Genomic DNA, 20,695 nt, shown 5'->3' with positions numbered 1-20,695 from the left:
CGGATCATCCCCCGGAGGTGTCCGATACCGGTACGACGGCCGACGCGCGCGGGCGTCGGCCGCTTCTAGCCTTGTCCCCGCCATCGGCCCCGCAGGACTTCTCCGGCGAGGCGGCCGTTTCAACCGGAAGGACGGGACACGTTCATGGGTCATGTGACGGAGACGGCGGACACGGACGGGCGGTACGGCGGCGCGGGCACACCGGCACGCACCGCAGGGGGAGACGCGGCCGCCACCGGCCGGGGCTCCTCTCGAAGCGGAAGGGGCCGGAGCCTGTGCTTCGGTGTGATCGCCGCCGGGCTGCTCGCATCCGTGGCGACCACGCCGGCCGTGTCCGCCCGGTCCGAGGCCGCCTCGTACACGTCCGCCCGGTCCGAGGCCGCCTCGTACACGTCCGCCCGGTCCGAGGCCGCCTCGTACACGTCCGCCCGGTCCGAGGCCGCCTCGTACGCGTCCGCGCCTGCCACAACCGGCCTTTCACCGGCGTCGAGCAGCACGCTCCGCCTGCCCGAACCGACCGGTGCGCATCCGGTCGGCACCACGTCCCTATACCTGAAAGACACCTCCCGCCCCGACCCCTGGGTTCCCTCGGTGAAGGCCCGGGAGCTCATGGCCACCCTGTGGTACCCCGCCGAGTCACCAGGCCGCGAGCGGGCCCCGTACATGACGCCCAAGGAGTCCGAACTGCTTCTGAAGAGCGGAGGGATCACCGGCGTTCCGGCCGACACACTGAGCAGGACGCGGACCAACGCCTTCACCGACGCCGGCCCGGCAGGCCGCAGGCGCGGTCTGCCCCTCGTCGTGCTCTCCCCCGGCCACACCAAACCCCGGAGCGAACTCACTGCGCTGGCCGAGGATCTGGCCAGCCGAGGCTACGTGGTGGCCGCGATCGACCACACCTACGAGAACGTCGCCACCACCTTCCCCGACGGGCGGGTGGCCACCTGCGTGACCTGTGGGATCGAGAAGGATCCGGCGTGGTGGGGGAAGCTGGCGAAGAGCCGGGCGGCCGACGTCTCCTTCGTGCTCGACCGGCTGACCGGGGCCCAGCCGAGGTGGAAGGGCGCCCGCCTGATCGACCCGTCCAGGATCGCGATGGCGGGTCACTCCGTCGGAGGAGCGAGCACCATCGCGGCCATGCTCGGGGACTCCCGGATACGCGCCGGTGCGGACGTCGACGGCACCACGGAGGTCCGGATCCCGGCCAGGGGGCTGGCACGGCCGTTCCTGTTCCTGGGCAGGTCGGCCGCCTACACCCCGGGCGGGGGAGACGCGGCCGCCACCTGGGAGCGCGACTGGAAGCAGCTGACCGGCTGGAAGCGCTGGCTCCTGGTGACCGGGGCGGAGCACACGTCCTTCACCGACCTGGGCGTGCTGGCCGACCAGCTCGGCATCGACACCGGCGCCGACATACCCGGTGCCCGCGCCATGGACATCACCCGCAGATACGTCGCGACCTTCTTCGACCTGCACCTGCGCAAGAGATCCCAGCCCCTGCTGGACAAGCCGTCACCCCGTTATCCCGAGGTCGAGCACTGCTCTCCCGAGACGAAGGCGTGCCGGTAGGACGCCTTATGGCACCGCGTCGGATCCTGCCACCGCCATGACCTGCCGAGCCGGTCGGCGAACGGGATAAGTTGATCTTCTATACGGAGAAACGGAGACGGTGGATGGGCGCCTGGGGTCCCGCGCTGTTCTCGGACGACCTCGCCTGCGACGTCCGGGACGGCTACCGCGAACTCATCGAGGACGGAACGACCGACGAGGACGCCCAACGCCACGTCCTGGACTCCTACGCCGAAGTGCTGGACGACCCCGACGAGGGCCCCGTGGTCTGGCTGGCGCTCGCCGTCGCCCAATCGAAGATCGGCCGATTGGACACAACGGTACGTGACAGAGCACTGGGCATCATCGAGCGAGGCGAGGGGTTGTCGCGCTGGGCGGAGGAGGGGGCCAAGGCTCTCGCCGGTCGGCAAGCCGTTCTCCAGAAGGTCCAGGTCCGGCTCACCGGCCCGCAGCCGGAACGCAAGCGCCTGCGTCGTCCCTGGCGCCATGTCACCGACCTGACGCCTGGGACAGTGCTGGCATACCGGGTGCTCTCCGGCAAGGTCGTCCTCCTGCGCGTCGCCCGCATCGACGATGACCGGACGGGCTGCGCACCGGTCCTTTCCCTGATGAACCGTCTAGGGGATGGGATTCCCTCCCGGCAGGAACTCGACGGGATAACGAACGCGGTGGACCGCTCCTGCCCGTTAGGCATCCCCGTCGACGCGGCGATGAAGATGACGGTCTTCCGTGTGGCGGTGCGCAGAAGGAAGGATCCTGACTACCGCGCCCTCGGTTTCGAGCCTCTGACGGGCCTGGTCCGGTCACGCCCCCAGGATGAGGTGCTCGATCCTGAGGCGTACACGCACTGGGAAGGGCTCGCCGAAACCATGCAGTGGTTCGCGGGCTGCCGTTGACGGCGATCGTCTTCGGCAGGATCGATACGACCCACCGGAAAGATCTCCCGGCCCGAGCGCTCCCCCAGCGGGACATCACCCCTGACATGAGCAACGATCCCGCTCAGATCGATCACCGGCGCACCCGATAGCGCAGGTGGAGCACCCGGTCGCCCTGGATCACCGCATCAGGGTCCTCCAACAGGTGCTGCGCGTCGACCGGCCCGAAGTAGCGCTTGCCGGACCCGAACACAACGGGTACGACGTCCATGCGCACCTCGTCGACGAGCCCCGCGGCCAGCATCTGGCCACCGACGTCACCGGCGGCGACCTCGACCGTACGGTCGCCCGCGAGCTCCTGCGCCCTGGCCATCGCCGCCTCGACACCGTCGACGAAGTGGAACGGCGCCTCGGGGTCCCAGCCCTCAGGCATCGGCCGGTGCGTCACGACGACCACGTGGTCGATCCCGCCCGGCGGCTTCCCGTCCCAGCCGTCCGTCAGGTCGAAGACGTGGCGGCCGACAATCGTGACCCCGATCCGGTCCCAGTACGCCCGGGTGTAGTCGTAGGAGGTCTGCGACACCTTCAGCTCACCGCTCCCGTCCAACGGGACGTCACCGCCGGACAACCAGTCGAACAGCGGTCCGGGCCGGTCGTTCTCGTCCGCGATGAAGCCGTCCACCGACACCGAGCCGTACATGACCACCTTGCCCACGGGGCTCTCCTCTGCTTCGGGGTGCCCCAAACTAGCGTGGCGTGCGCTGTCGGTCTTGTAAGAAATCAATCGGCCGGCAGCGGCCAGCCGTCCAGCGCGTGGCCCGGGTGTTCGAGCAGGAACCGCCGCCGGACCTCGACGTACCGTGTCGGCGTGAGCCCGGTGAACGCCCGGAACTCGTGGCCGAAGTGGGCCTGGTCGAAGTAGCCTGCGTCACCGGCGAGGTCGCCCCAGTCGACCGGTCCGGCGGGATCGATCGCGAACACGGTGGCGGCGAAGCGGTGGGTGCGGGCCAGCCGCTTCGGCGTGACGCCGATGATCTCCTTGAACCGCTGTGCCAGATGAGTGCTGCTGACACCGGCTGCCGCGCTCAGGTCTCCGATCGCCACCGACCCGCCGGTCGCCGCGATGACGCTGCTCGTACGGCGGACCAGCCCCAGGCCGGCGGTCTCGCGCAACCGCCGCATCAGCTCCTGCTCGAGCAGCGTCAGCATCTCGTGCGGTCCGTCCGCCGTGGCCAGCCGGTCTCGCAGCTCAGCGATGGCGGGCCGGCCCCAGACCTGCTCCACCGTCACCGGCCGGTCGCACAGCTCGGCCGCGGGCATCGGCAGGAACGGCGCCGGCCCCCACGGCTTGAAGTGCACCCCGACGGACCGGGTCCCCGGCGGGTAGCCGAACTCGAAGGCGCGGGTGGGCATGGTGACCACGCAGCCGTCGGCGTACTCGGCCGTCTCGATGTCGGTGCCGGCCCGAATGCGGAACGGCGCCCCGAGGTTGACGATGAGCAACGCCGCCGGCATCGGCGGCAGCGTCAGCCGGGCGTACGGCGGCGCGCCCTCCAGGTAGTAGAGGTCGTCGACCAGCCCGTCCAGCGGCGGTCGCGGCACTCTGGACACGTACTCCACACGTCACAGCATCCCCGATGCCCAGGCGGACCGCCAGGTCGCCGTAGGCCGTCGATCGCAGACGATGTCATACGAGAAGGCTTGTCCGTCAGGCCTCGCCGGAGGTCAGGCCGACCGGGCACGAGACGCCGGTCCGCCGATGCCGCAGTAACCGCCGGGATTCTTGTACAGGTACCGCTGGTGGTGGCGCTCCCCTCAGGCAACAACTCACCCACGTAGGCAACCGGTCTTCGGGGATGCCACGCCGGCAACCGCCTCCGACTGGTTGTTCGGGAAATCTCAGTTTTCCGCCTTCGACGGAGTTAGGATTTTTCCCGAACCCCGAGGGACTGGAGAGCAGCAATGGAGGCCAGGCCGCAACCCGTACGCCGCCGGTCGGCATCTGCCGCCTGAGCAGGAGGACGGACGGTTCACGTCGTGACCGGCTCCCGTTTGCAATCAGGCGTTCATCGGGCAGCGCCGGTGAGGATCTGCATCCACCACACGGAGGCATGCGGCCTACTCCAGCCACCCGTGTAGAGGTGTTCCGGTGGGTCGGACTGGATCACCTTGTGGACTTGGTAGATGCCGCCGATACCGATCAGTTCGTAGTAGACCGCCTGACAGCAGCAGGTGTAGTCGATCACCCGGTACGGCCCTCGCGCCTGTGGGTGCCAGGACAGAGTGGCGCGGTTGGGTAACGCGCGTCCGGGATGGAGAACGGCGATGCCCGGACAGCTCGACTCTGAAAGGTCGGCGACATCACCGCACCAGGCGAGCAGTGCCGGATCCCGCACTGTCATCGTGACGGCGTTGCGATGGCCTGGCGATCGGCCTGCTCGGTGAGGACGCGGCCGAGTGCTTCCAGGGTTGTGGCGGTCACCGTCATGCAGACACCGGCGTCGATCTCGGCCTGGCTGATCCGATAGGCCCGCCGCGTCGCGTACCAGTCGCCGGCCCCGCTGTCGGTCCGACTGCGCCAGATCGCCCAACCGGGGAAGCGGAGTGCCAGTTCCTCGAGCGTCGTCATACGTAAAACGCTACCGGCCCTATATATGCCTGTCTATAGCTAGGAGCTTCTATGGTTAGCCGTACGCGGCTACCTACAGTTGCTCGCATGATCGACTACGACCCGACGCGACCCAAGTGGGTACAGATCTACGAGGTCGTACGCGCGCGCATCGAATCGGGTGAGTACCCGCCCCAGTCCCTCATCTCCGAGGTGAAGCTCGAAGCCGAGTTCAGCGTCGCCCGCGTGACCATCCGCAAGGTGACCGCCAAGCTCCGCGAGGACCGCCTCATCGTCACCACGCCCGGCATGGGATCCTTCGTCGCCCCGAAAACGAACGAGACCCCCGAACAGCCCTGAGGCCGCACGAGGAGGTCTCCTCACCTGCTGTGCCCACTGCTTCGAACTCGTCAGGCCCATCGGACAGGGCGACTCGGAGAGGTCATCCGGCCTGACGTCGGTACCGCCGTGGCCGCCAGAGCTTGCGGCCACCTACGGCTGGTACAGGGGAGCCCTTCGCGTCACGATCAATCGGATCAAGTACATGCGGCCTCTTTCCCGGCGGACGGATCCGGCAGCGCGAACACGGTGTAACGATCGCCGGGAACCTTCCAGTACATGAGGATTCCCGAAGAGTCTTCTCCGTTACGGATCACGTTCGGATATCTACGAGACCGCGCGTCCTGAACCTCCGGTTCCGAAGGTTCTGGAGGTTCTGGAGCGTCGAGCAGCCCGGTCTTCCCCGTGCAGCGGTCGTAGACGACCACCGCGTCTCCCCAGATGCCCCCCGGGTCGATCATCGACTGGTCACGGGCGGCTTCCGGCGCGTCGAACACCCCGTAGCGCTCGCCGACGAAGAGCCCGCCGTACATGATCTTTCCGGGGACGCGCCGACGATCCGAGCCGTCCAGGCGCTGCACCACCACTTCTTGGCTCTCGTACCTGGAATCCTTACTTGCACTGACACACCACTCAGGCCCGCAGCGGACATCGTGACCGTAACCCACCGCCTGCGTGTCACGCTTCTCACCGGTGACCAGGTTGACGACGCCGTCCTCGCCCCGATGCCCCCACGGCCACCGGCTGATGTAGTCGAGTTCCTGGTGGTGGCTGCCCCTGGGCTCACCGCCGGAGAGCGGCACCTCGCGGCTGGTTCCGTTGTATTTCCACCACACGACCTTCCCACCGTCGGCGACCATTCCTGCGACCATCCCGGGTTCGGGGATGCTCGCGGCGAGGAGCCTCGCGGACCCGCCCGCCCGCGGTATCGACCACAGGGCCGAGATCTCCGCGTCTCCCTCCATCAAGACGACCTCGCGGTCCCCGACGACGGCACTCAACACCTCACCGAAGAGCCCATCCGCAGGCGGCTCGGCCGGAATCCGATGCCGCCTGTTCCTGCGGTCGTAGGCCAGCATCGCCGTACGGCTCCGCAGCAGGACCTCGCGAGCGCCGAGCATGGCGACGGGCGTCACGTCACCGAAGCCCTTGATCTCCTGCGGGACCTCGAAGAACGCCCCGGGCCACACCTGCCCGGCGGGCTCAGGGACCGGCAGGGGGTCAGGCTGCGAACACCCGCACAAGCCGCTCACCAGGGCGATGACCACGGCCATTGATCGACGGAACCGCACCTGACCCCCACCTGACCGGAAAACGCTAGGTCGTCCATTTGATCAGGCGAACCGGACGGAAGGAAGATCAGCTCTTACGGCCCGGAGTCGCGCCTACTCATCCGCCGGCATCAGGCCCGTCGGGCAGGACCACTCGGACGGGTCACCCAGCTTGACGTTGGTGCCGCCGATCCCGCAGTAACCGCCGGGGTTCTTGAAAAGGTACTGCTGGTGATATTCCTCCGCGAAGTAGTACTCACCGGACAGGGCGATCTCCGTGGTGATCGGGCCGTGGCCGGCCTCGGCGAGGACCTTCTGGTAGGCGTCGCGGGAGGCGAGGGCGGACTTCTCCTGCTCCGGGGAGTGGAAGTAGACCGCCGAGCGGTACTGCGTGCCGACGTCGTTGCCCTGGCGCATGCCCTGGGTGGGGTCGTGGTTCTCCCAGAATACCCGCAGCAGCTCCTCGTACGACACCTCGGCCGGGTCGAAGACGACCCGGACCACCTCGGTGTGGCCGGTGAGCCCGCTGCAGACCTCCTCGTAGGTCGGGTTGGGGGTGTGGCCGCCCGCGTAGCCCACCGAGGTGGACACGACGCCGGGGGTCTGCCAGAACTTGCGCTCGGCCCCCCAGAAGCAGCCGAGACCGAAGTCGGCGATCTCGACGTCGCCGGGGTACGGCGGGGCCAGCGGGGCGTCGAGGACCATGTGCCGCGCGGGCACCGGCATGCGCTCGTCCCGTCCGGGAAGTGCGTTCTCCGGGGACACCATGGACGTCTTCTCCCTGCCGAAGAGCCAGCCCATCGGAACCTCCTCCTGTCGCCTTACTCCGCTCTGCTCAACCGCGCCGGACCGCCCGATGTTCCCATAAGCAACGCTTAACAATCGAATCAGAACTGCTAATTTGTGTTAAAAATGGTAAGCAGTCAAAATGAGTGACATGCCTGAATCCCGCCGCGGAGTCCTGTACGGCATCGCCGCCTACAGCATGTGGGGCCTGTTCCCGCTCTACTGGCCGCTGCTCAAGCCCTCCAGCGCCCTGGAGATCCTGGCCCACCGCATGGCGTGGTCGCTCGTCGCGGTCGTCGCCATCCTCGCGGTACGACGGCACTGGTCGTGGATCCGGGAGATCGCCCGCACCCCCCGCAAGATCGGCCTCCTGGCCCTCGCCGCGCTGATCATCACGGTCAACTGGGGCGTCTACATCTACGCGGTGAACACCGGGCACGTCGTCGAGAGCGCCCTAGGCTACTTCATCAACCCGCTGGTCAGCGTGCTCTTCGGCGTCTTCCTGCTCAAGGAGCGGCTGCGCCCGCTGCAGTGGGCGGCGGTCGGGCTCGGCGCCGCGGCCGTCGTCGTGCTCACCCTGGACTACGGCCGGCTGCCCTGGATCGCGATGGTCCTGGCCGCCAGCTTCGGCACCTACGGCCTGGTCAAGAAGACCGCCCAGGTCGGCGCGGCGGAGAGCATGGCGGTCGAGACGCTCGTCCTGCTGCTGCCCGCCCTGGGCTACCTGGGCTATCTCACGCAGCAGGGCACCGGCACCTTCGGGAGCGCGGGCGCGGGGCACGCGCTGCTGCTCGCCGGGGCGGGCGTGATCACCGCCGTCCCGCTCATCTGCTTCTCCGCGGCCGCGATCCGCGTCCCGCTCACCACGATCGGCCTGCTGCAGTACATCGCCCCGGTCCTGCAGTTCCTCTGCGGCGTGTTCGTCGCCCACGAGGTGATGCCGCCGAGCCGCTGGGCCGGGTTCGCCATCGTCTGGCTGGCCCTGTCGGTCTTCACCTACGACAGCCTCCGCACCGCCCGCGCCGCCCAGGCGGCCCGCCGCGCCGAGCGGCTGGAGCCCGCGACGGCCTGACCCGCCGAACCACCCGGACATCCGGGCCTGCCGTACCGGCCCGGCCTAGCGCCCGGCTGCGGCCCCGAGGCCCCGGACGGCGGCCACCAGCGGCTGCAGTTCCGGTTCGGTGCCGGCGCGGTCCAGGGCGGTCTCCAGGGAGCGTTCGTAGGTGGGCGAGGCCTCGCCCAGCCGGGCCCGCCCCTCACCCGTGATCACCGAGTAGACGCCGCGGCGGTCGGCCGCGCACAGGTCGCGGCGGGTCAGCCCCGCCTCCTCCAGCCGGGCGATGAGGCGGGTCACCGAGCTCTGGTTCAGCCCGACCGCCTCGGCCAGCTCCTGCATCCGCAGCTCGCCGTCCGGAGCGGCGGCGAGCCGCTTGAGCGCGCGGTACTCCGACAGGCCCAGGCCGTGGCCGCGCTGGAGCGCCTTGGCCAGTTCGGTCTCCACGCGCGCGTACAGCAGGGCGAAACGGTCCCACGTCATTGTGAGCCCTCCTTACCTCTGAGCACCTGGCAGCGAGCCTACCTGCTCATGCAACAGATGCACACGCAAGGAAATGCCGCCGAACAGAGCCGGACGGGGCCGGCCGGATATCAGCCGGAGCGCTCGACGACGTAGTCGCAGAGGGCGAGGTAGGCGGCGCGGGCCGGGATGTCGGGCAGGCCCGCCAGGTCCGCGCGGGCGCGGTCGGCCCAGGCGACCAGCTCGGCGCGGGCCCGGTCCATGGCCGGGTTGGCCCGCAGCAGCGCCAGGGTCTCCTCGACGTCGTCCTCGGCCACCGGTCCGGACAGCAGCTCCCGCAGCCGGGCGTCGGCGGGGTCGTCGCCGGACAGGACGTAGAGCACCGGGAGCGTCCGGATGCCCTCGCGCAGGTCGGTGCCGGGCGTCTTGCCGGACTGGGTGGACTCGGAGGCGACGTCCAGCAGGTCGTCGCTGAGCTGCCAGGCGACGCCGATGGCCTCGCAGGCGCTCGCCAGGCGCTCGACCACGTCGGGCGCGGCGCCGCTCAGCAGGGCGCCGAAGCGGCCGGAGGTGGCGATCAGCGAGCCGGTCTTGTCGGCCAGCACCTCGATGTAGTGCCGGACCGGATCGTCCCCGTCGCGGGGGCCGATGGTCTCGCGGATCTGGCCGCGGACCAGCCGGGAGAAGGTCTGGGCCTGGATGCGGATGATGTCCGGGCCGAGGTCGGCGAGGATCTCCGAGGCCTGGGCGAACAGGTAGTCGCCGGTCAGGATGGCCACGGTGTTGTTCCACCGGGCGTTGGCCGACTCCGAGCCCCGGCGGACCGGGGCCTCGTCCATGACGTCGTCGTGGTAGAGCGTGGCCAGGTGGGTCAGCTCGATGACCACGGCCCCGGGGACCACCCCGGGGGCGTCCTGCGTGCCGAACTGCGCGGCGAGCAGCACGAGCATGGCCCGGAACCGCTTGCCGCCGGCCTCGATGAGGTGCCTGGACGCCTCCGTGACGAAGGCGTCCTCGCTCTCCACCGAGGACCGCAGCAGCTTCTCCACCTCGGCCAGGCCCGCGGCCAGGTCCTGCGCCAGCCGCTCGTCGACGAGCGGGAGATCGACAACCGGTGGCGCAGCCATGGGTTCCTACACTTCCTAGCGAATGAACAGGGCCGAAGCCGCCTCGCCGGCCAGGTCCAGGACCGGCTGCGGGAAGACTCCGAGGACTACGGTAGCCGCTGCCGCGAGGGCGACCACAGCCGAGGTGCCGATGGTGGGCGTCGCGATGGTCGGCCCGTCGGCCGCCGGCTCGCTGAAGAACATCAGCACGATCACGCGGACGTAGAAGAACGCCGCGATGGCCGAGGTCACCACGCCCACGACGACCAGGGGCAGCGCGTCGCCCGCGACCGCGGCGGAGAACACCGCGTACTTCCCGAAGAACCCGCTGGTCAGCGGGATGCCGGCGAAGGCCAGCAGGAAGAACGCGAAGATGCCCGCCAGGATCGGGGCCCGCTTGCCGAGGCCGGCCCACCGGGACAGGTGCCCGGCCTCGCCGCCCGCGTCGCGGACCATCGTCACCACGGCGAAGGCGCCGACCGTGGTGAAGCCGTACGCCGCCAGGTAGAACAGGATCGCCGAGAGCGCGCCCTGGTTCTGCTCGAAGGCGCCCGTCGCGATCACGCCGGTCAGGATGAAGCCCGAGTGCGCGATCGACGAGTAGGCCAGCATGCGCTTGATGTCGGTCTGGGTGATGGCCAGGATCGCACCGACGACCATGGTCAGGATCGCGACGCCCCACATCACCGGGCGCCAGTCCCAGTCCAGGTTGCCCAGGGCGACCCAGAAGACCCGCAGCAGCGCGCCGAAGGCCGACACCAGGACGGTGGAGGCCATCAGGGCGGTGACCGCGGTGGGCGCGCCCTGGTAGACGTCGGGCTTCCAGGCCTGGAACGGCGCCGCGCCGAGCTTGAAGAGCAGGCCGACGCCGAGCATCGCGGTGCCGGCCAGCAGCAGCGTGTTCTGGCCGCTGACCGTGCCCAGCGCGGCGCTGATGGCCTTCAGGTCGAGCGAGCCGGCGTAGCCGTACATCAGGGCCATGCCGTACAGGAAGAAGGCCGAGGAGAACGCGCCGAGCAGGAAGTACTTGACCGAGGCCTCCTGCGAGAGCAGGCGGCGCCGGCGGGCCAGGCCGCAGAGCAGGTACAGCGGCAGGGAGAGCACTTCCAGGGCGACGAACATGATCAGCAGGTCGTTGGAGGCCGGGAAGAGCATCATGCCGCCGACGGAGAACAGCAGCAGCGGGTAGACCTCGGTCTGGGCGTACCCGCTGCGGACCGCCTCCTCCTCGTCGGCGCTGCCCGGTACGGCCGCGGCCTGCGCGACGAACTGGTCCTCGTCGTTGATGAGGAGCGTGCTGACGATCGCCAGGACCAGGATGAGGCCCCAGATGAACAGGGCGGGCCCGTCCACCGCGACCGCGCCCATGGCGGACGGCGTGGTCGGCACGCCCTCCCTGACCACCTGGAGGACCGTCATCAGGAAGGCCCCCGCCAGCGCCAGCAGCGTCAGCGGCACGTGGACCGACTTGCGCAGGTAGCGCGGGAAGAACGCCTCGACCAGCACGCCGACGATCGCCGCGCCGAAGACGATCAGCATCGGCGCGAGCAGGGCGTATTCGATCGTCGGCGCCGGAATGGTGGTGCCGTTCACTGGCCGGCCCCCTTCTTCTCAGCGGCGGTGGAGGCCGGCTGCTTGTCCAGCACCTGGGCGCTGTCCAGCGTCTTGTCCACCGCGGGGTTGATCACGTCGAGCACCGGCTTGGGAAAGAAGCCGAGCGCGATGATCGCCGCGATCAGCGGGGCCACCACCCACTTCTCCCGGCCGTTGAGGTCGGTGAAGCCCTTGACCGAGTCGGCCGTGGGCCCGTTCATCATGCGCTGGTACATCCACAGGATGTAGATGGCCGCCAGGATCACGCCGAGCGCGCCGATGATCGCCGGGACCGCGTAGCGCTCGTAGGTGCCGATGAGGACCATGAACTCGCTGACGAACGAGGACAGGCCCGGCAGGGCGAGACCGGACAGGCCGGCGATCAGGAAGGCGCCCGCGAGCAGCGGGGCGACCTTCTGCACGCCGCCGTAGTCGGCGATCTGGGCCGAGCCGCGGCGGTGGATCAGGAACCCGGCGATCAGGAACAGCGCGCCGGTGGAGAAGCCGTGGTTGACCATGTAGAGCGTGGCGCCGGCCTGCGCGTTCTGCGTCATCGCGAAGACGCCCAGCGCGATGAAGCCGAAGTGCGAGATCGAGGTGTAGGCGATCAGGCGCTTCATGTCGGTCTGGCCGATGGCCACGATGGCGCCGTAGATGATGCCGACCACCGAGAGCACGATCACCAGCGGGGTGAAGAACTTCGACGCGTCGGGGAACAGCTCCAGGCAGAAGCGGAGCATGCCGTACGTGCCCACCTTGTCCAGCACGCCCACCAGCAGCACGGCCGCGCCGGCCGGGGCCTGCGCGGCGGCGTCGGGCAGCCAGGTGTGGAACGGCCAGAGCGGCGCCTTGACCGCGAACGCGATGAAGAAGCCGGCGAACAGCCACTTCTGCGTGGTCGGGTCCTGGACGGCGCCGATCAGCTCGGGGAACATGAAGGTGTTCTTCTCGGCGACCACGTACAGCGCGATCACCGCGACCAGCATGAGCAGGCCGCCGAAGAGCGAGTAGAGCAGGAACTTCACGGCCGCGTAGGACCGCTGCACCCCGCCGTACGACCCGATCATGAAGTACATCGGGATCAGCATGGCCTCGAAGAACACGTAGAACAGGAAGATGTCGGTCGCCGCGAAGACGCCGATCATCATCGCCTCCAGCACCAGCAGCAGCGCGAAGTAGGTCTTCGCGGAGCGCTTGGGCGCCGGGGCGTCGTCCCTGCCGTCGGGCGCGGGCCCGTCGGTGTCGTGCCAGGAGGCCAGGATCACGATCGGCACGAGGACCGCCGACAGGGCGATCAGCACCAGGGCGATGCCGTCCACGCCGAGGCCGTAGTTCACCCCGAAGGCCGGGATCCAGCTGTGGGTCTCGGTGAACTGGAAGCGCTGCCCGTTCGGGCTGAACTGGACCGCCATCGCGACGGTCAGGCCGAGCACCACCAGCGAGACCAGCAGCGCGAGCTGCTTGGCGGGCTTGTGGCTGCCCTTGGGGAGGCACGCCACCCCGACCGCGCCCAGTACGGGCACGGCCATCAGTATCGAGAGCCAGGGCATCACATGTTCCCTACGTAGAGCAGCGCTCCGACGACCACTGCGGCACCGAAGAAGATGGACAACGCGTACGAGCGGACGTAACCGGTCTGCACGCGGCGCAGCCGCCCGGAGGTCCCGCCGATGCCCGCGGCCAGGCCGTTGACCAGGCCGTCGATGCCCCGGTTGTCGAAGAACACCGACAGGCGGGTCAGCCACTGGCCGGGCCGCATGAACAGCGACTCGTTGAGGGCGTCGCCGTACAGGTCGCGGCGGGCGAAGGTGGTGAGGAAGGAGCCGCGCGGGGCGGTGACGGGCACCTCGGCGGCGCCGTACCGCATCCACGCGAAGGCGGCGCCGGCCGCGACCAGCGCGAGCGTGGCCAGGGCCGCGGGGCCGACCCCGAAGACGTGCGGCTCGGGCATCTCCGCCGGCGCGCCGACGGCCGGGGCGAGGAAGGTCGCGAACCGGTTGCCCAGGACCAGGAAGGCGCCCAGGCCGATCGAGCCGATCGACAGGATGATCAGCGGCACGGTCATCACCGCGGGCGACTCGTGCGGGTGCGCGTCGTCGGCCCAGCGCTTCTTGCCGAAGAAGGTCATGAAGACCATCCGCGACATGTAGAAGCCGGTCAGGCCGGCGCCCAGCACGGCGAGCCAGCCGAGGACCGGGTTGTGGTGCATCGCCGTCTCGATGATGCCCTCCTTGGTGTAGTAACCGGAGAGCAGCGGGAAGCCGATGATGGCCAGGTAGCCGATGACGAACGTGACCGCGGTGATCTTCATGACCGGGAACAGCGCGCCGTAGCGGCGCATGTCGACCTCGTCGTTCATGGCGTGCATCACGGAGCCGGCGCCGAGGAACATGTTGGCCTTGAAGAAGCCGTGCGTGATCAGGTGGCCGATCGCGAAGGCGTAGCCGGCCGGGCCGAGGCCCGCGCCGAGCATCATGTAGCCGATCTGCGACATCGTCGAACCGGCCAGGCCCTTCTTGATGTCGTCCTTCGCACAACCGATGATCGCACCGGCGAGCAGCGTGGCGACGCCGACGATGGTGACGACCAGCTGCGCGGTCGGGGCGGCCTCGAAGAAGGCGCCGGAGCGCACGACGAGGTAGACGCCGGCGGTGACCATGGTCGCGGCGTGGATGAGGGCCGAGACCGGGGTCGGGCCCTCCATCGCGTCCAGCAGCCAGGCCTGCAGCGGCAGCTGGGCCGACTTTCCGCAGGCGCCGACGAGCAGCAGCAGGCCGATCGCGGTCAGCGTGCCCTCGGAGGCCTGGGTGGCCACGTCGGCGCCGAGGTCGCGGAAGGCCAGCGAGCCGAACGTCGTCCAGATCGTGAAGATGCCGATCAGCAGGCCGAAGTCGCCGACGCGGTTGATGACGAAGGCCTTCTTGGCCGCGGTGGCCGCGCTGGGCTTGAACTGCCAGAAGCCGATCAGCAGGTAGGAGGCCAGGCCCACGCCCTCCCAGCCGATGAACAGGCCGAGGTAGTTGTCCGACAGCACCAGCAGGAGCATGGCGGCGACGAACAGGTTCAGGTAGGCGAAGAAGCGGCGGCGGTCGTGGTCGTGCGACATGTAGCCGATCGAGTAGATGTGGATCAGCGATCCCACACCGGTGATCAGCAGCGCGAAGCTGATCGACAGCGGGTCGATCAGCACGCCCAGGTCCGCCATGCCGGGGATGAACTCGAACAGCTCGATGCCGCGGCGGCGCTCGCCCGGGTTCAGGGCGAGCAGCTGGACGAAGGAGGCGACGGCCACCGCGAAGGCGCCCAGCGACATCGCGACGCCCAGGAGATGGCCCCACCGGTCGGTACGGCGTCCGCCCAGCAGGAGGATCGCGGCGCCGAGCAGCGGCAGCGCGATCATCAGCCAGGAGTAGCCGATCGCCCCACCGGTGTGCTGGACGATCTCAACAGGAGATTCCACCGGCCACCTCTTAGTACTTCAGCAGGTTGGCGTCGTCCACGGACGCCGACCTGCGGGTTCGGAAGATCATCACAATGATGGCGAGGCCGATCACGACCTCCGCCGCGGCCACCACCATCACGAAGAACGCGATGAGCTGGCCGTCCAGGTTGCCGTGCTGCCGGGCGAAGGTGACGAACGCCAGGTTGCAGGCGTTGAGCATGAGCTCCACGCACATGAACACCACGATCGCGTTGCGCCGCAGCAGCACGCCGACGGCCCCGATCGCGAACAGCAGCGCGGAGAGCACCAGGTAGTGGGTGGTCACTGGCCGTCCTCCTTGATGACCGCGTCCTTGGCCTGGATCGGCTGCTCGGCCTCGACGCCGTGCTCCCGCTCCTCGGCCTCGCCCTTGGCCAGGGCCTCCCTGATCATGGCGGCCTTCTCCGGGTCGGTCGGCCTGAAGTCGTCCTCCAGCTCGTGCCGGGCGAGGACCCGGTTGATCGACTTGGCCGAGACCGAGCCGTCCGGCAGCAGGGCCGGCATGTCGATGGCGTTGTGCAGGGCGTAGGTGCCCGGGCCGGGCAGCGGCGAGGGCTGCGGGCCGGAGAAGCGGGCGCGGGCCAGGTCGCGCTGGGTGGCCTTGGGCCGGACCCGCTCGCGGTGGGCCAGCACCATCGCGCCGAGCGCCGCGGTGATCAGCAGCGCCGAGGTGACCTCGAAGGCGAAGACGTGCCTGGTGAAGATCATCTCTGCCAGGGCGGGGATGTTGCCGCCCTTGGCCTGCGTCACCTGGCCGACGCCTGCCGCCGGGGTGAACACCACGTTGCCGATCGCGAGGGCCAGCAGCGCGGCGAAGCCCAGGCCCGCGACGATCGCCCAGAAGCGCTGGCCCCTGATCGTCTCCACCAGGGAGTCGGAGGAGTCCACGCCGACGAGCATCAGCACGAACAGGAAGAGCATCATGACCGCGCCGGTGTAGACGATGATCTGCACCGCGGCGAGGAAGGGCGCGTCCTGGACGGCGTAGAGCACGGCCAGCGAGAGCATGACCACGCCCAGCATGAGCGCCGAGTAGACCGCCTTGCGGCTGAAGACGAGCCCGAGCGCGGCGGCCACGGAAACGACCGCCAGCACCCAGAACGTGATGGTCTCACCCATTGGTACGTCCCAGCCGGTAGTAGTCCTCTTCGGTCTCGCCGAGGCGCATGGCGTGGGGCGGGGCCTCCATGCCGGGGCCGAGCGGCGCCAGGAGCATCTCCTTGGTGTAGATGAGCCCCTCGCGCGTCGAGTCGGCGAGTTCGTACTCGTTGGTCATCGTCAGGGCGCGCGTCGGGCACGCCTCGATGCACAGACCGCAGAGGATGCACCGCAGGTAGTTGATCTGGTAGGTGCGCCCGTAGCGCTCCCCCGGGGAGAAGCGCTCGGACTCGGTGTTGTCGGCGCCCTCCACGAAGATCGCGTCGGCCGGGCACGCCCAGGCGCACAGCTCGCAGCCGACGCACTTCTCCAGGCCGTCGGGCCAGCGGTTGAGCTGGTGCCGGCCGTGGAAGCGCGGAGCCGTGGGCCGCTTCTCCTCGGGGTAGTTGACCGTCTCGACCTTCTTGAACATCGTGTGGAAGGTCACGCCGAACCCCTTGATGGGGTTCAGCCAATCAGTTGCTCCCACTGGGAACCTCCGCAGTCTTGTCAGCGCGTGTCTCCAGCGCGGCCGCTGCCCCGTGGTAGTGCGGCAGGTCGAGCGGCGGTACGGGGAACCCGCCGGCGTGCGGGTCCTCCTGGAGCTGCCGGTACTCCGCCTCGACCTGGGCCGCCCTGGCCTCCTTGCGCTTCTGCAGGACGTTGTCGAAGCGCAGCCAGATGGCGAAGCCCCCGACGACCACGACCGAGGCGATGATCATGACGACGGTCCGGTCGGTGCCCTGCAGCTGCATGGCGCGGACGGTGGCGACCAGCATGATCCAGCCGAGGTTGATCGGGATGAGGATCTTCCAGCCCAGCGCCATCAGCTGGTCGTAGCGGACCCGCGGCAGCGAGGCGCGGCACCAGATGAAGAAGGCGAACAGCAGCACCATCTTCAGGAAGAACCAGAGCAGCGGCCACCAGCCGGTGTTGGCCTCCGGCCAGAACGTGCTGATCGGGAACGGGGCCCGCCAGCCGCCCATGAACAGGGTGATCGACACGGCCGAGACCACGAAGACGTTGACGTACTCGGCGAGCATGATGACGGCGAACTTCAGCGAGTTGGAGTACTCGGTCTGGAAGCCGCCGACCAGCTCGCCCTCGCCCTCGGGCAGGTCGAAGGGGACCCGGTTGGTCTCGCCCAGCATGGTGACGATGTAGATCAGGAAGGACGGGATGAGCAGGATCATGTACCACGAGGGCATCGGGATCGACAGCCCGCCCAGCGTGACCGTGTTGCCCTCCGCCTGCGCGGCGACGATCTCCGAGGTGGAGAGCGTGCCCGCGTAGAGGAACACGCCGACGAACGACAGGCCCATCGCGATCTCGTAGGAGACCACCTGGGCGCTGGCCCGCAGGCCGCCCAGCATCGCGTACGGCGAGCGGGAGCCCCACCCGGCGAGCACGATGCCGTAGACGCCGATTGAGGCCATGGCCAGCACCAGCAGCACCGCGACCGGCAGGTCGGTCAGCTGCAGCGGAGTGACCGTGCCGAAGATCGAGACCTTCGGGCCCATCGGGATGACCGAGAAGGCGATGAAGGCCGGAGTGGCCAGCACGACCGGGGCGATGAAGTAGATCACCTTGTCCACGGTCCGCGGCATCAGGTCTTCCTTCAGACCCATCTTCAGGCCGTCGGCCACCGACTGGAGCAGGCCGAACTTGCCCGCCCGGTTGGGGCCGTACCGGTTCTGCATGCGGGAGATGAGCTTGCGCTCGAACCACACGCCGAACAGCACGCCCAGCATCAGGACGACGAAGATGACCGCGCCCTTGAGGATCATGATCCCGACCGGGTCCTTGCCGAAGTCGGCGAGGCCCGGCATGTTCGGGTCGGCAGCCGGTGCCGCGAGAAGAAGAGATGTGTTCACAGGTAGCTCACCGCTCCTCGTTCGCTACGCGGGCCGCTCGCACCTCGCGGACCGCTTCGCTCACTGCGTCGGGCCGTATCCCGCTCATGAGGCACTTCCGATCTTGACGATGTCGCCGGCCGCGGCGCGCAGGTCGCGGATCACCGAGCGGCCGCCCGAGTTGGCCGGCAGCCACACCACCCGGTCGGGCAGGCCGGCGATCCGCACCGGCAGGCTCAGCGAGCCCTTGCCGGTGGTGACGGTGATCTTGTCACCGTCGGCGACGCCCGCCTCGGCCGCGGTGGCCGCCGACAGCAGCGCCTCGGCCACCGGAGCGGTACCCGCCAGGAACGGCTCCCCAACCTGGAGGCGGCCGTCGTCGAGCAGCTGGTGCCAGGTGGACAGGACGGCCTCGCCGGCCTGCGGGGCGGCGGTCGTGCCGGCGGGCACGGCCGGGGCCGCGGCCCGCGCGCCCCGCCACGCGCCGAGCGAGGCGAGCTCGCGCCGGGCGGCGGCCGGGTCCGGCAGGCCCAGGTGCACGTCCATGTGGTCGGCGATCGCGGAGATGATCCGCAGGTCGCTCATCACCCCGGGGACCGGCAGGGCCTCGGCGAAGGTCCGGCCGCGGCCCTCCCAGTTGACGAACGTGCCGGACTTCTCGACCACCGTGGCGACCGGCAGCACCACGTCGGCGCGGTCGGTGACCGCGCTGGCGCGCTGCTCCAGGCTCACGATGAACGGGGTGTTCTCCAGGGCCGCCAGGGCGGTCTCCGGGTCGGGCAGGTCGTAGGGGTCGACACCGGCGACGACGAGGGCGTCGAGCTCCTCGCCGAGCGCCGCCGCCAGCATGGCGGAGGTGTCGCGGCCCGGGGTGTCGGGCAGCGAGGCGACGTCCCAGGCCCTGGCCACCTCGGCGCGGGCCTCGGCGTCGTCGGCCGGGCGGCCGATCGGGAGCAGGCCCGGCAGCGCCCCGGCCTCCAGCGCGCCGCGCTCGCCGGCGCGCCGCGGGACCCAGGCCAGCCGGGCGCCGCTCGCCTCGGCGAGATTCAGCAGGGCCGTCAGCGCGCCGGGGACGGTCGCCAGGCGCTCACCGGCCAGGATGACCGCGCCGGGCTTCCGGACCGCCTCGGCGGCCTCGGCGAGCGCCGGGGCGGAGGAGACCAGGTCCGCGAGGACCTTCGCCTCGGTGCCGGGGACGGCCTCCACGAGCGTGCCGCTCATCTTGGCCAGGCCGGGGGTGGCGAACGGCGCGACGGAGAAGACCTTCAGGCCCTTCTTCCGCCAGGCCTTGCGCAGCCGCAGGAAGACGATCGGCGACTCCTCGTCGGGCTCGAAGCCCACCAGGAACACCGCCGGGGCGTTCTCCAGGTCGCGGTAGCGGATCTCGATGCCCTTGCCCGCGACGGCGTGCGCCAGGAAGCGCGCCTCCTCCTCGGAGTGCGGCCGGGCCCGGAAGTCGACGTCGTTGGTGCCGAGGGCGATCCGGGCGAACTTCGCGTAGCCGTACGCCTCCTCGACGGTGACGCGGCCGCCGACCAGCACGCCCGCGCGCCCGCGGGCGGCGGCCAGGCCCTTGGCCGCGGCGGCGAACGCCTCGGGCCAGGAGGCCGGGACCAGGTGGCCCTCCTCGTCACGGACGAGGGGGGTCTTCAGCCGGTCGGGCTGGTTGGTGTAGGCGAAGGCGAAGCGGCCCTTGTCGCAGTTCCACTCCTCGTTGACCTCCGGGTCGTTGCCGGCCAGGCGCCGGGTGACCTTGCCGCGGCGGTGGTCGGTCCGCAGCGAGCAGCCGCTGGCGCAGTGCTCGCACGCGGTGGGGGTGGAGACCAGGTCGAAGGGGCGGGCCTGGAAGCGGTAGGCGGCGCTGGTCAGCGCGCCCACCGGGCAGATCTGGATGGTGTTGCCGGAGAAGGAGGACTGGAACGGCCTGCCGTCGGCCGTGCCGACCTGCTCCTTGGCCCCGCGCTCGAAGAACTCGATGAGCGGGTCGCCGGCGATCTCGTCGGAGAAGCGCAGGCAGCGCGCGCACTGCACGCAGCGCTCGCGGTCCAGCAGCACCTGGGTGGAGAGCGGGACGGGCTTCTCGAACACGCGCTTGTGCTCGTGGAAGCGGGACTCGCCCTGGCCGTTGGACATGGCCTGGTTCTGCAGCGGGCACTCGCCGCCCTTGTCGCAGACCGGGCAGTCCAGCGGGTGGTTCATGAGCAGCAGCTCCATGACACCGCGCTGCGCCTTCTCCGCGACCGGGGAGGTGAGCTGGGTCTGCACGACCATGTTCGGCGCGACCTCGATGGCGCAGGAGGGCTGCGGCTTGGGGAAGCCGCGGCCGTTGCCCGCGTCCGTGATCTCCACCAGGCACTGGCGGCAGTTGGCCGCCGGGTCCAGCAGCGGGTGGTCGCAGAAGCGCGGGATCTGGATGCCGATCAACTCGGCCGCCCGGATGATCATCGTCCCCTTCGGGACGCTCACCTGGAACCCGTCGATCGTCAGGGTCACCAGCTCCGCCGGCTGCTGCGCCGGGGTGGTGGGTTCGACGCTCATGGTGCCTCCTCCGTCGGCCCCATGAC

General features: G+C 69.7%; 20 protein-coding genes. 4 read left to right on the top strand and 16 right to left on the bottom strand.

Features of this window, described 5'->3' with window-relative positions:
* Positions 1-144 precede the first annotated feature (144 nt).
* Both HS048_RS06370 and HS048_RS06365 read left to right on the top strand, forming a co-directional pair.
* Positions 145-1,566 (top strand): alpha/beta hydrolase, encoded by a 1,422-nt coding sequence (locus HS048_RS06370; protein WP_196466418.1) that lies wholly within the window; start codon positions 145-147, stop codon positions 1,564-1,566.
* 104 nt (positions 1,567-1,670) lie between these two features.
* Positions 1,671-2,462: a hypothetical protein gene (locus HS048_RS06365; protein ID WP_196466417.1), complete on the top strand. Its 792-nt coding sequence runs from the start codon at positions 1,671-1,673 to the stop codon at positions 2,460-2,462.
* A 112-nt stretch (positions 2,463-2,574) separates the two neighbouring features.
* Here HS048_RS06365 and HS048_RS06360 read toward each other — a convergent pair whose 3' ends face one another.
* The 4 genes from HS048_RS06360 to HS048_RS06345 all read right to left on the bottom strand — a co-directional run bounded on the left by HS048_RS06360 (position 2,575) and on the right by HS048_RS06345 (position 5,070).
* Entirely contained in the window at positions 2,575-3,156 is a 582-nt protein-coding gene (locus tag HS048_RS06360; RefSeq protein WP_196466416.1) for a dihydrofolate reductase family protein, read from the bottom strand.
* 65 nt (positions 3,157-3,221) lie between these two features.
* Positions 3,222-4,061 (bottom strand): helix-turn-helix domain-containing protein, encoded by an 840-nt coding sequence (locus HS048_RS38720; RefSeq protein ID WP_196466415.1) that lies wholly within the window; start codon positions 4,059-4,061, stop codon positions 3,222-3,224.
* A 446-nt stretch (positions 4,062-4,507) separates the two neighbouring features.
* Positions 4,508-4,687 carry a hypothetical protein gene (locus HS048_RS06350; RefSeq protein ID WP_196466414.1) on the bottom strand — a complete coding sequence of 60 codons (180 nt, stop codon included), beginning with the start codon at positions 4,685-4,687 and terminating at the stop codon, positions 4,508-4,510.
* Between the two features lie 152 nt (positions 4,688-4,839).
* Positions 4,840-5,070: a hypothetical protein gene (locus HS048_RS06345; RefSeq protein ID WP_196466413.1), complete on the bottom strand. Its 231-nt coding sequence runs from the start codon at positions 5,068-5,070 to the stop codon at positions 4,840-4,842.
* A gap of 87 nt (positions 5,071-5,157) precedes the next feature.
* On the opposite strand from HS048_RS06345, the gene HS048_RS06340 reads away from it, so the two are divergent.
* Positions 5,158-5,409, top strand: a complete 252-nt coding sequence (locus HS048_RS06340; protein WP_196466412.1) for a GntR family transcriptional regulator — start codon at positions 5,158-5,160, stop codon at positions 5,407-5,409.
* 176 nt (positions 5,410-5,585) lie between these two features.
* Here HS048_RS06340 and HS048_RS06335 read toward each other — a convergent pair whose 3' ends face one another.
* Complete coding sequence (locus HS048_RS06335) at positions 5,586-6,662, bottom strand: hypothetical protein (protein ID WP_196466411.1); 1,077 nt, start codon at positions 6,660-6,662, stop codon at positions 5,586-5,588.
* A 111-nt stretch (positions 6,663-6,773) separates the two neighbouring features.
* Entirely contained in the window at positions 6,774-7,460 is a 687-nt protein-coding gene (gene msrA / locus HS048_RS06330) for a peptide-methionine (S)-S-oxide reductase MsrA (protein WP_196466410.1), read from the bottom strand.
* Between the two features lie 136 nt (positions 7,461-7,596).
* Here msrA and rarD point away from each other — a divergent pair, with 136 nt between their 5' ends.
* Positions 7,597-8,517, top strand: coding sequence for an EamA family transporter RarD (gene rarD, locus HS048_RS06325; RefSeq protein ID WP_068898225.1), 921 nt, complete (start codon positions 7,597-7,599; stop codon positions 8,515-8,517).
* A 45-nt stretch (positions 8,518-8,562) separates the two neighbouring features.
* On the opposite strand, the gene HS048_RS06320 is transcribed toward rarD, so the two are convergent.
* The 10 genes from HS048_RS06320 to HS048_RS06275 form a co-directional block, all read right to left on the bottom strand.
* Positions 8,563-8,982, bottom strand: coding sequence for a MarR family winged helix-turn-helix transcriptional regulator (locus HS048_RS06320; RefSeq protein WP_196466409.1), 420 nt, complete (start codon positions 8,980-8,982; stop codon positions 8,563-8,565).
* Positions 8,983-9,092: 110 nt separating this feature from the next.
* Positions 9,093-10,088, bottom strand: a complete 996-nt coding sequence (locus HS048_RS06315) for a polyprenyl synthetase family protein (RefSeq protein ID WP_196466408.1) — start codon at positions 10,086-10,088, stop codon at positions 9,093-9,095.
* Between the two features lie 15 nt (positions 10,089-10,103).
* Positions 10,104-11,660 (bottom strand): NADH-quinone oxidoreductase subunit NuoN, encoded by a 1,557-nt coding sequence (gene nuoN, locus HS048_RS06310; protein ID WP_068898220.1) that lies wholly within the window; start codon positions 11,658-11,660, stop codon positions 10,104-10,106.
* Positions 11,657-13,210, bottom strand: coding sequence for an NADH-quinone oxidoreductase subunit M (locus tag HS048_RS06305; RefSeq protein ID WP_196466407.1), 1,554 nt, complete (start codon positions 13,208-13,210; stop codon positions 11,657-11,659). Before HS048_RS06305 ends, nuoN begins: the two co-directional genes overlap by 4 nt.
* Positions 13,210-15,060 (bottom strand): NADH-quinone oxidoreductase subunit L, encoded by a 1,851-nt coding sequence (nuoL, locus tag HS048_RS06300; protein ID WP_068898388.1) that lies wholly within the window; start codon positions 15,058-15,060, stop codon positions 13,210-13,212. The genes HS048_RS06305 and nuoL overlap by 1 nt, the downstream gene beginning before the upstream one ends.
* 70 nt (positions 15,061-15,130) lie before the next feature.
* Positions 15,131-15,427, bottom strand: a complete 297-nt coding sequence (gene nuoK / locus HS048_RS06295; RefSeq protein ID WP_068898216.1) for an NADH-quinone oxidoreductase subunit NuoK — start codon at positions 15,425-15,427, stop codon at positions 15,131-15,133.
* On the bottom strand, positions 15,424-16,260 hold the full coding sequence (locus tag HS048_RS06290) for an NADH-quinone oxidoreductase subunit J (RefSeq protein ID WP_196466406.1): 837 nt from the start codon (positions 16,258-16,260) through the stop codon (positions 15,424-15,426). The genes nuoK and HS048_RS06290 overlap by 4 nt, the downstream gene beginning before the upstream one ends.
* Complete coding sequence (gene nuoI / locus HS048_RS06285) at positions 16,253-16,768, bottom strand: NADH-quinone oxidoreductase subunit NuoI (protein ID WP_084008490.1); 516 nt, start codon at positions 16,766-16,768, stop codon at positions 16,253-16,255. The genes HS048_RS06290 and nuoI overlap by 8 nt, the downstream gene beginning before the upstream one ends.
* Entirely contained in the window at positions 16,755-18,152 is a 1,398-nt protein-coding gene (gene nuoH / locus HS048_RS06280; RefSeq protein WP_196466405.1) for an NADH-quinone oxidoreductase subunit NuoH, read from the bottom strand. The genes nuoI and nuoH overlap by 14 nt, the downstream gene beginning before the upstream one ends.
* Before the next feature lie 84 nt (positions 18,153-18,236).
* Complete coding sequence (locus HS048_RS06275; protein ID WP_196466404.1) at positions 18,237-20,669, bottom strand: NADH-quinone oxidoreductase subunit G; 2,433 nt, start codon at positions 20,667-20,669, stop codon at positions 18,237-18,239.
* Between the last annotated feature and the right edge of the window lie 26 nt (positions 20,670-20,695).

The sequence above is a fragment of the Planomonospora sp. ID91781 genome (assembly GCF_015711595.1).
Classification (GTDB): domain Bacteria; phylum Actinomycetota; class Actinomycetes; order Streptosporangiales; family Streptosporangiaceae; genus Planomonospora; species Planomonospora parontospora.
The sequence above is the reverse complement of the archived record's forward strand: the minus strand, read 5'-3'. Positions and strand labels throughout refer to the sequence as shown.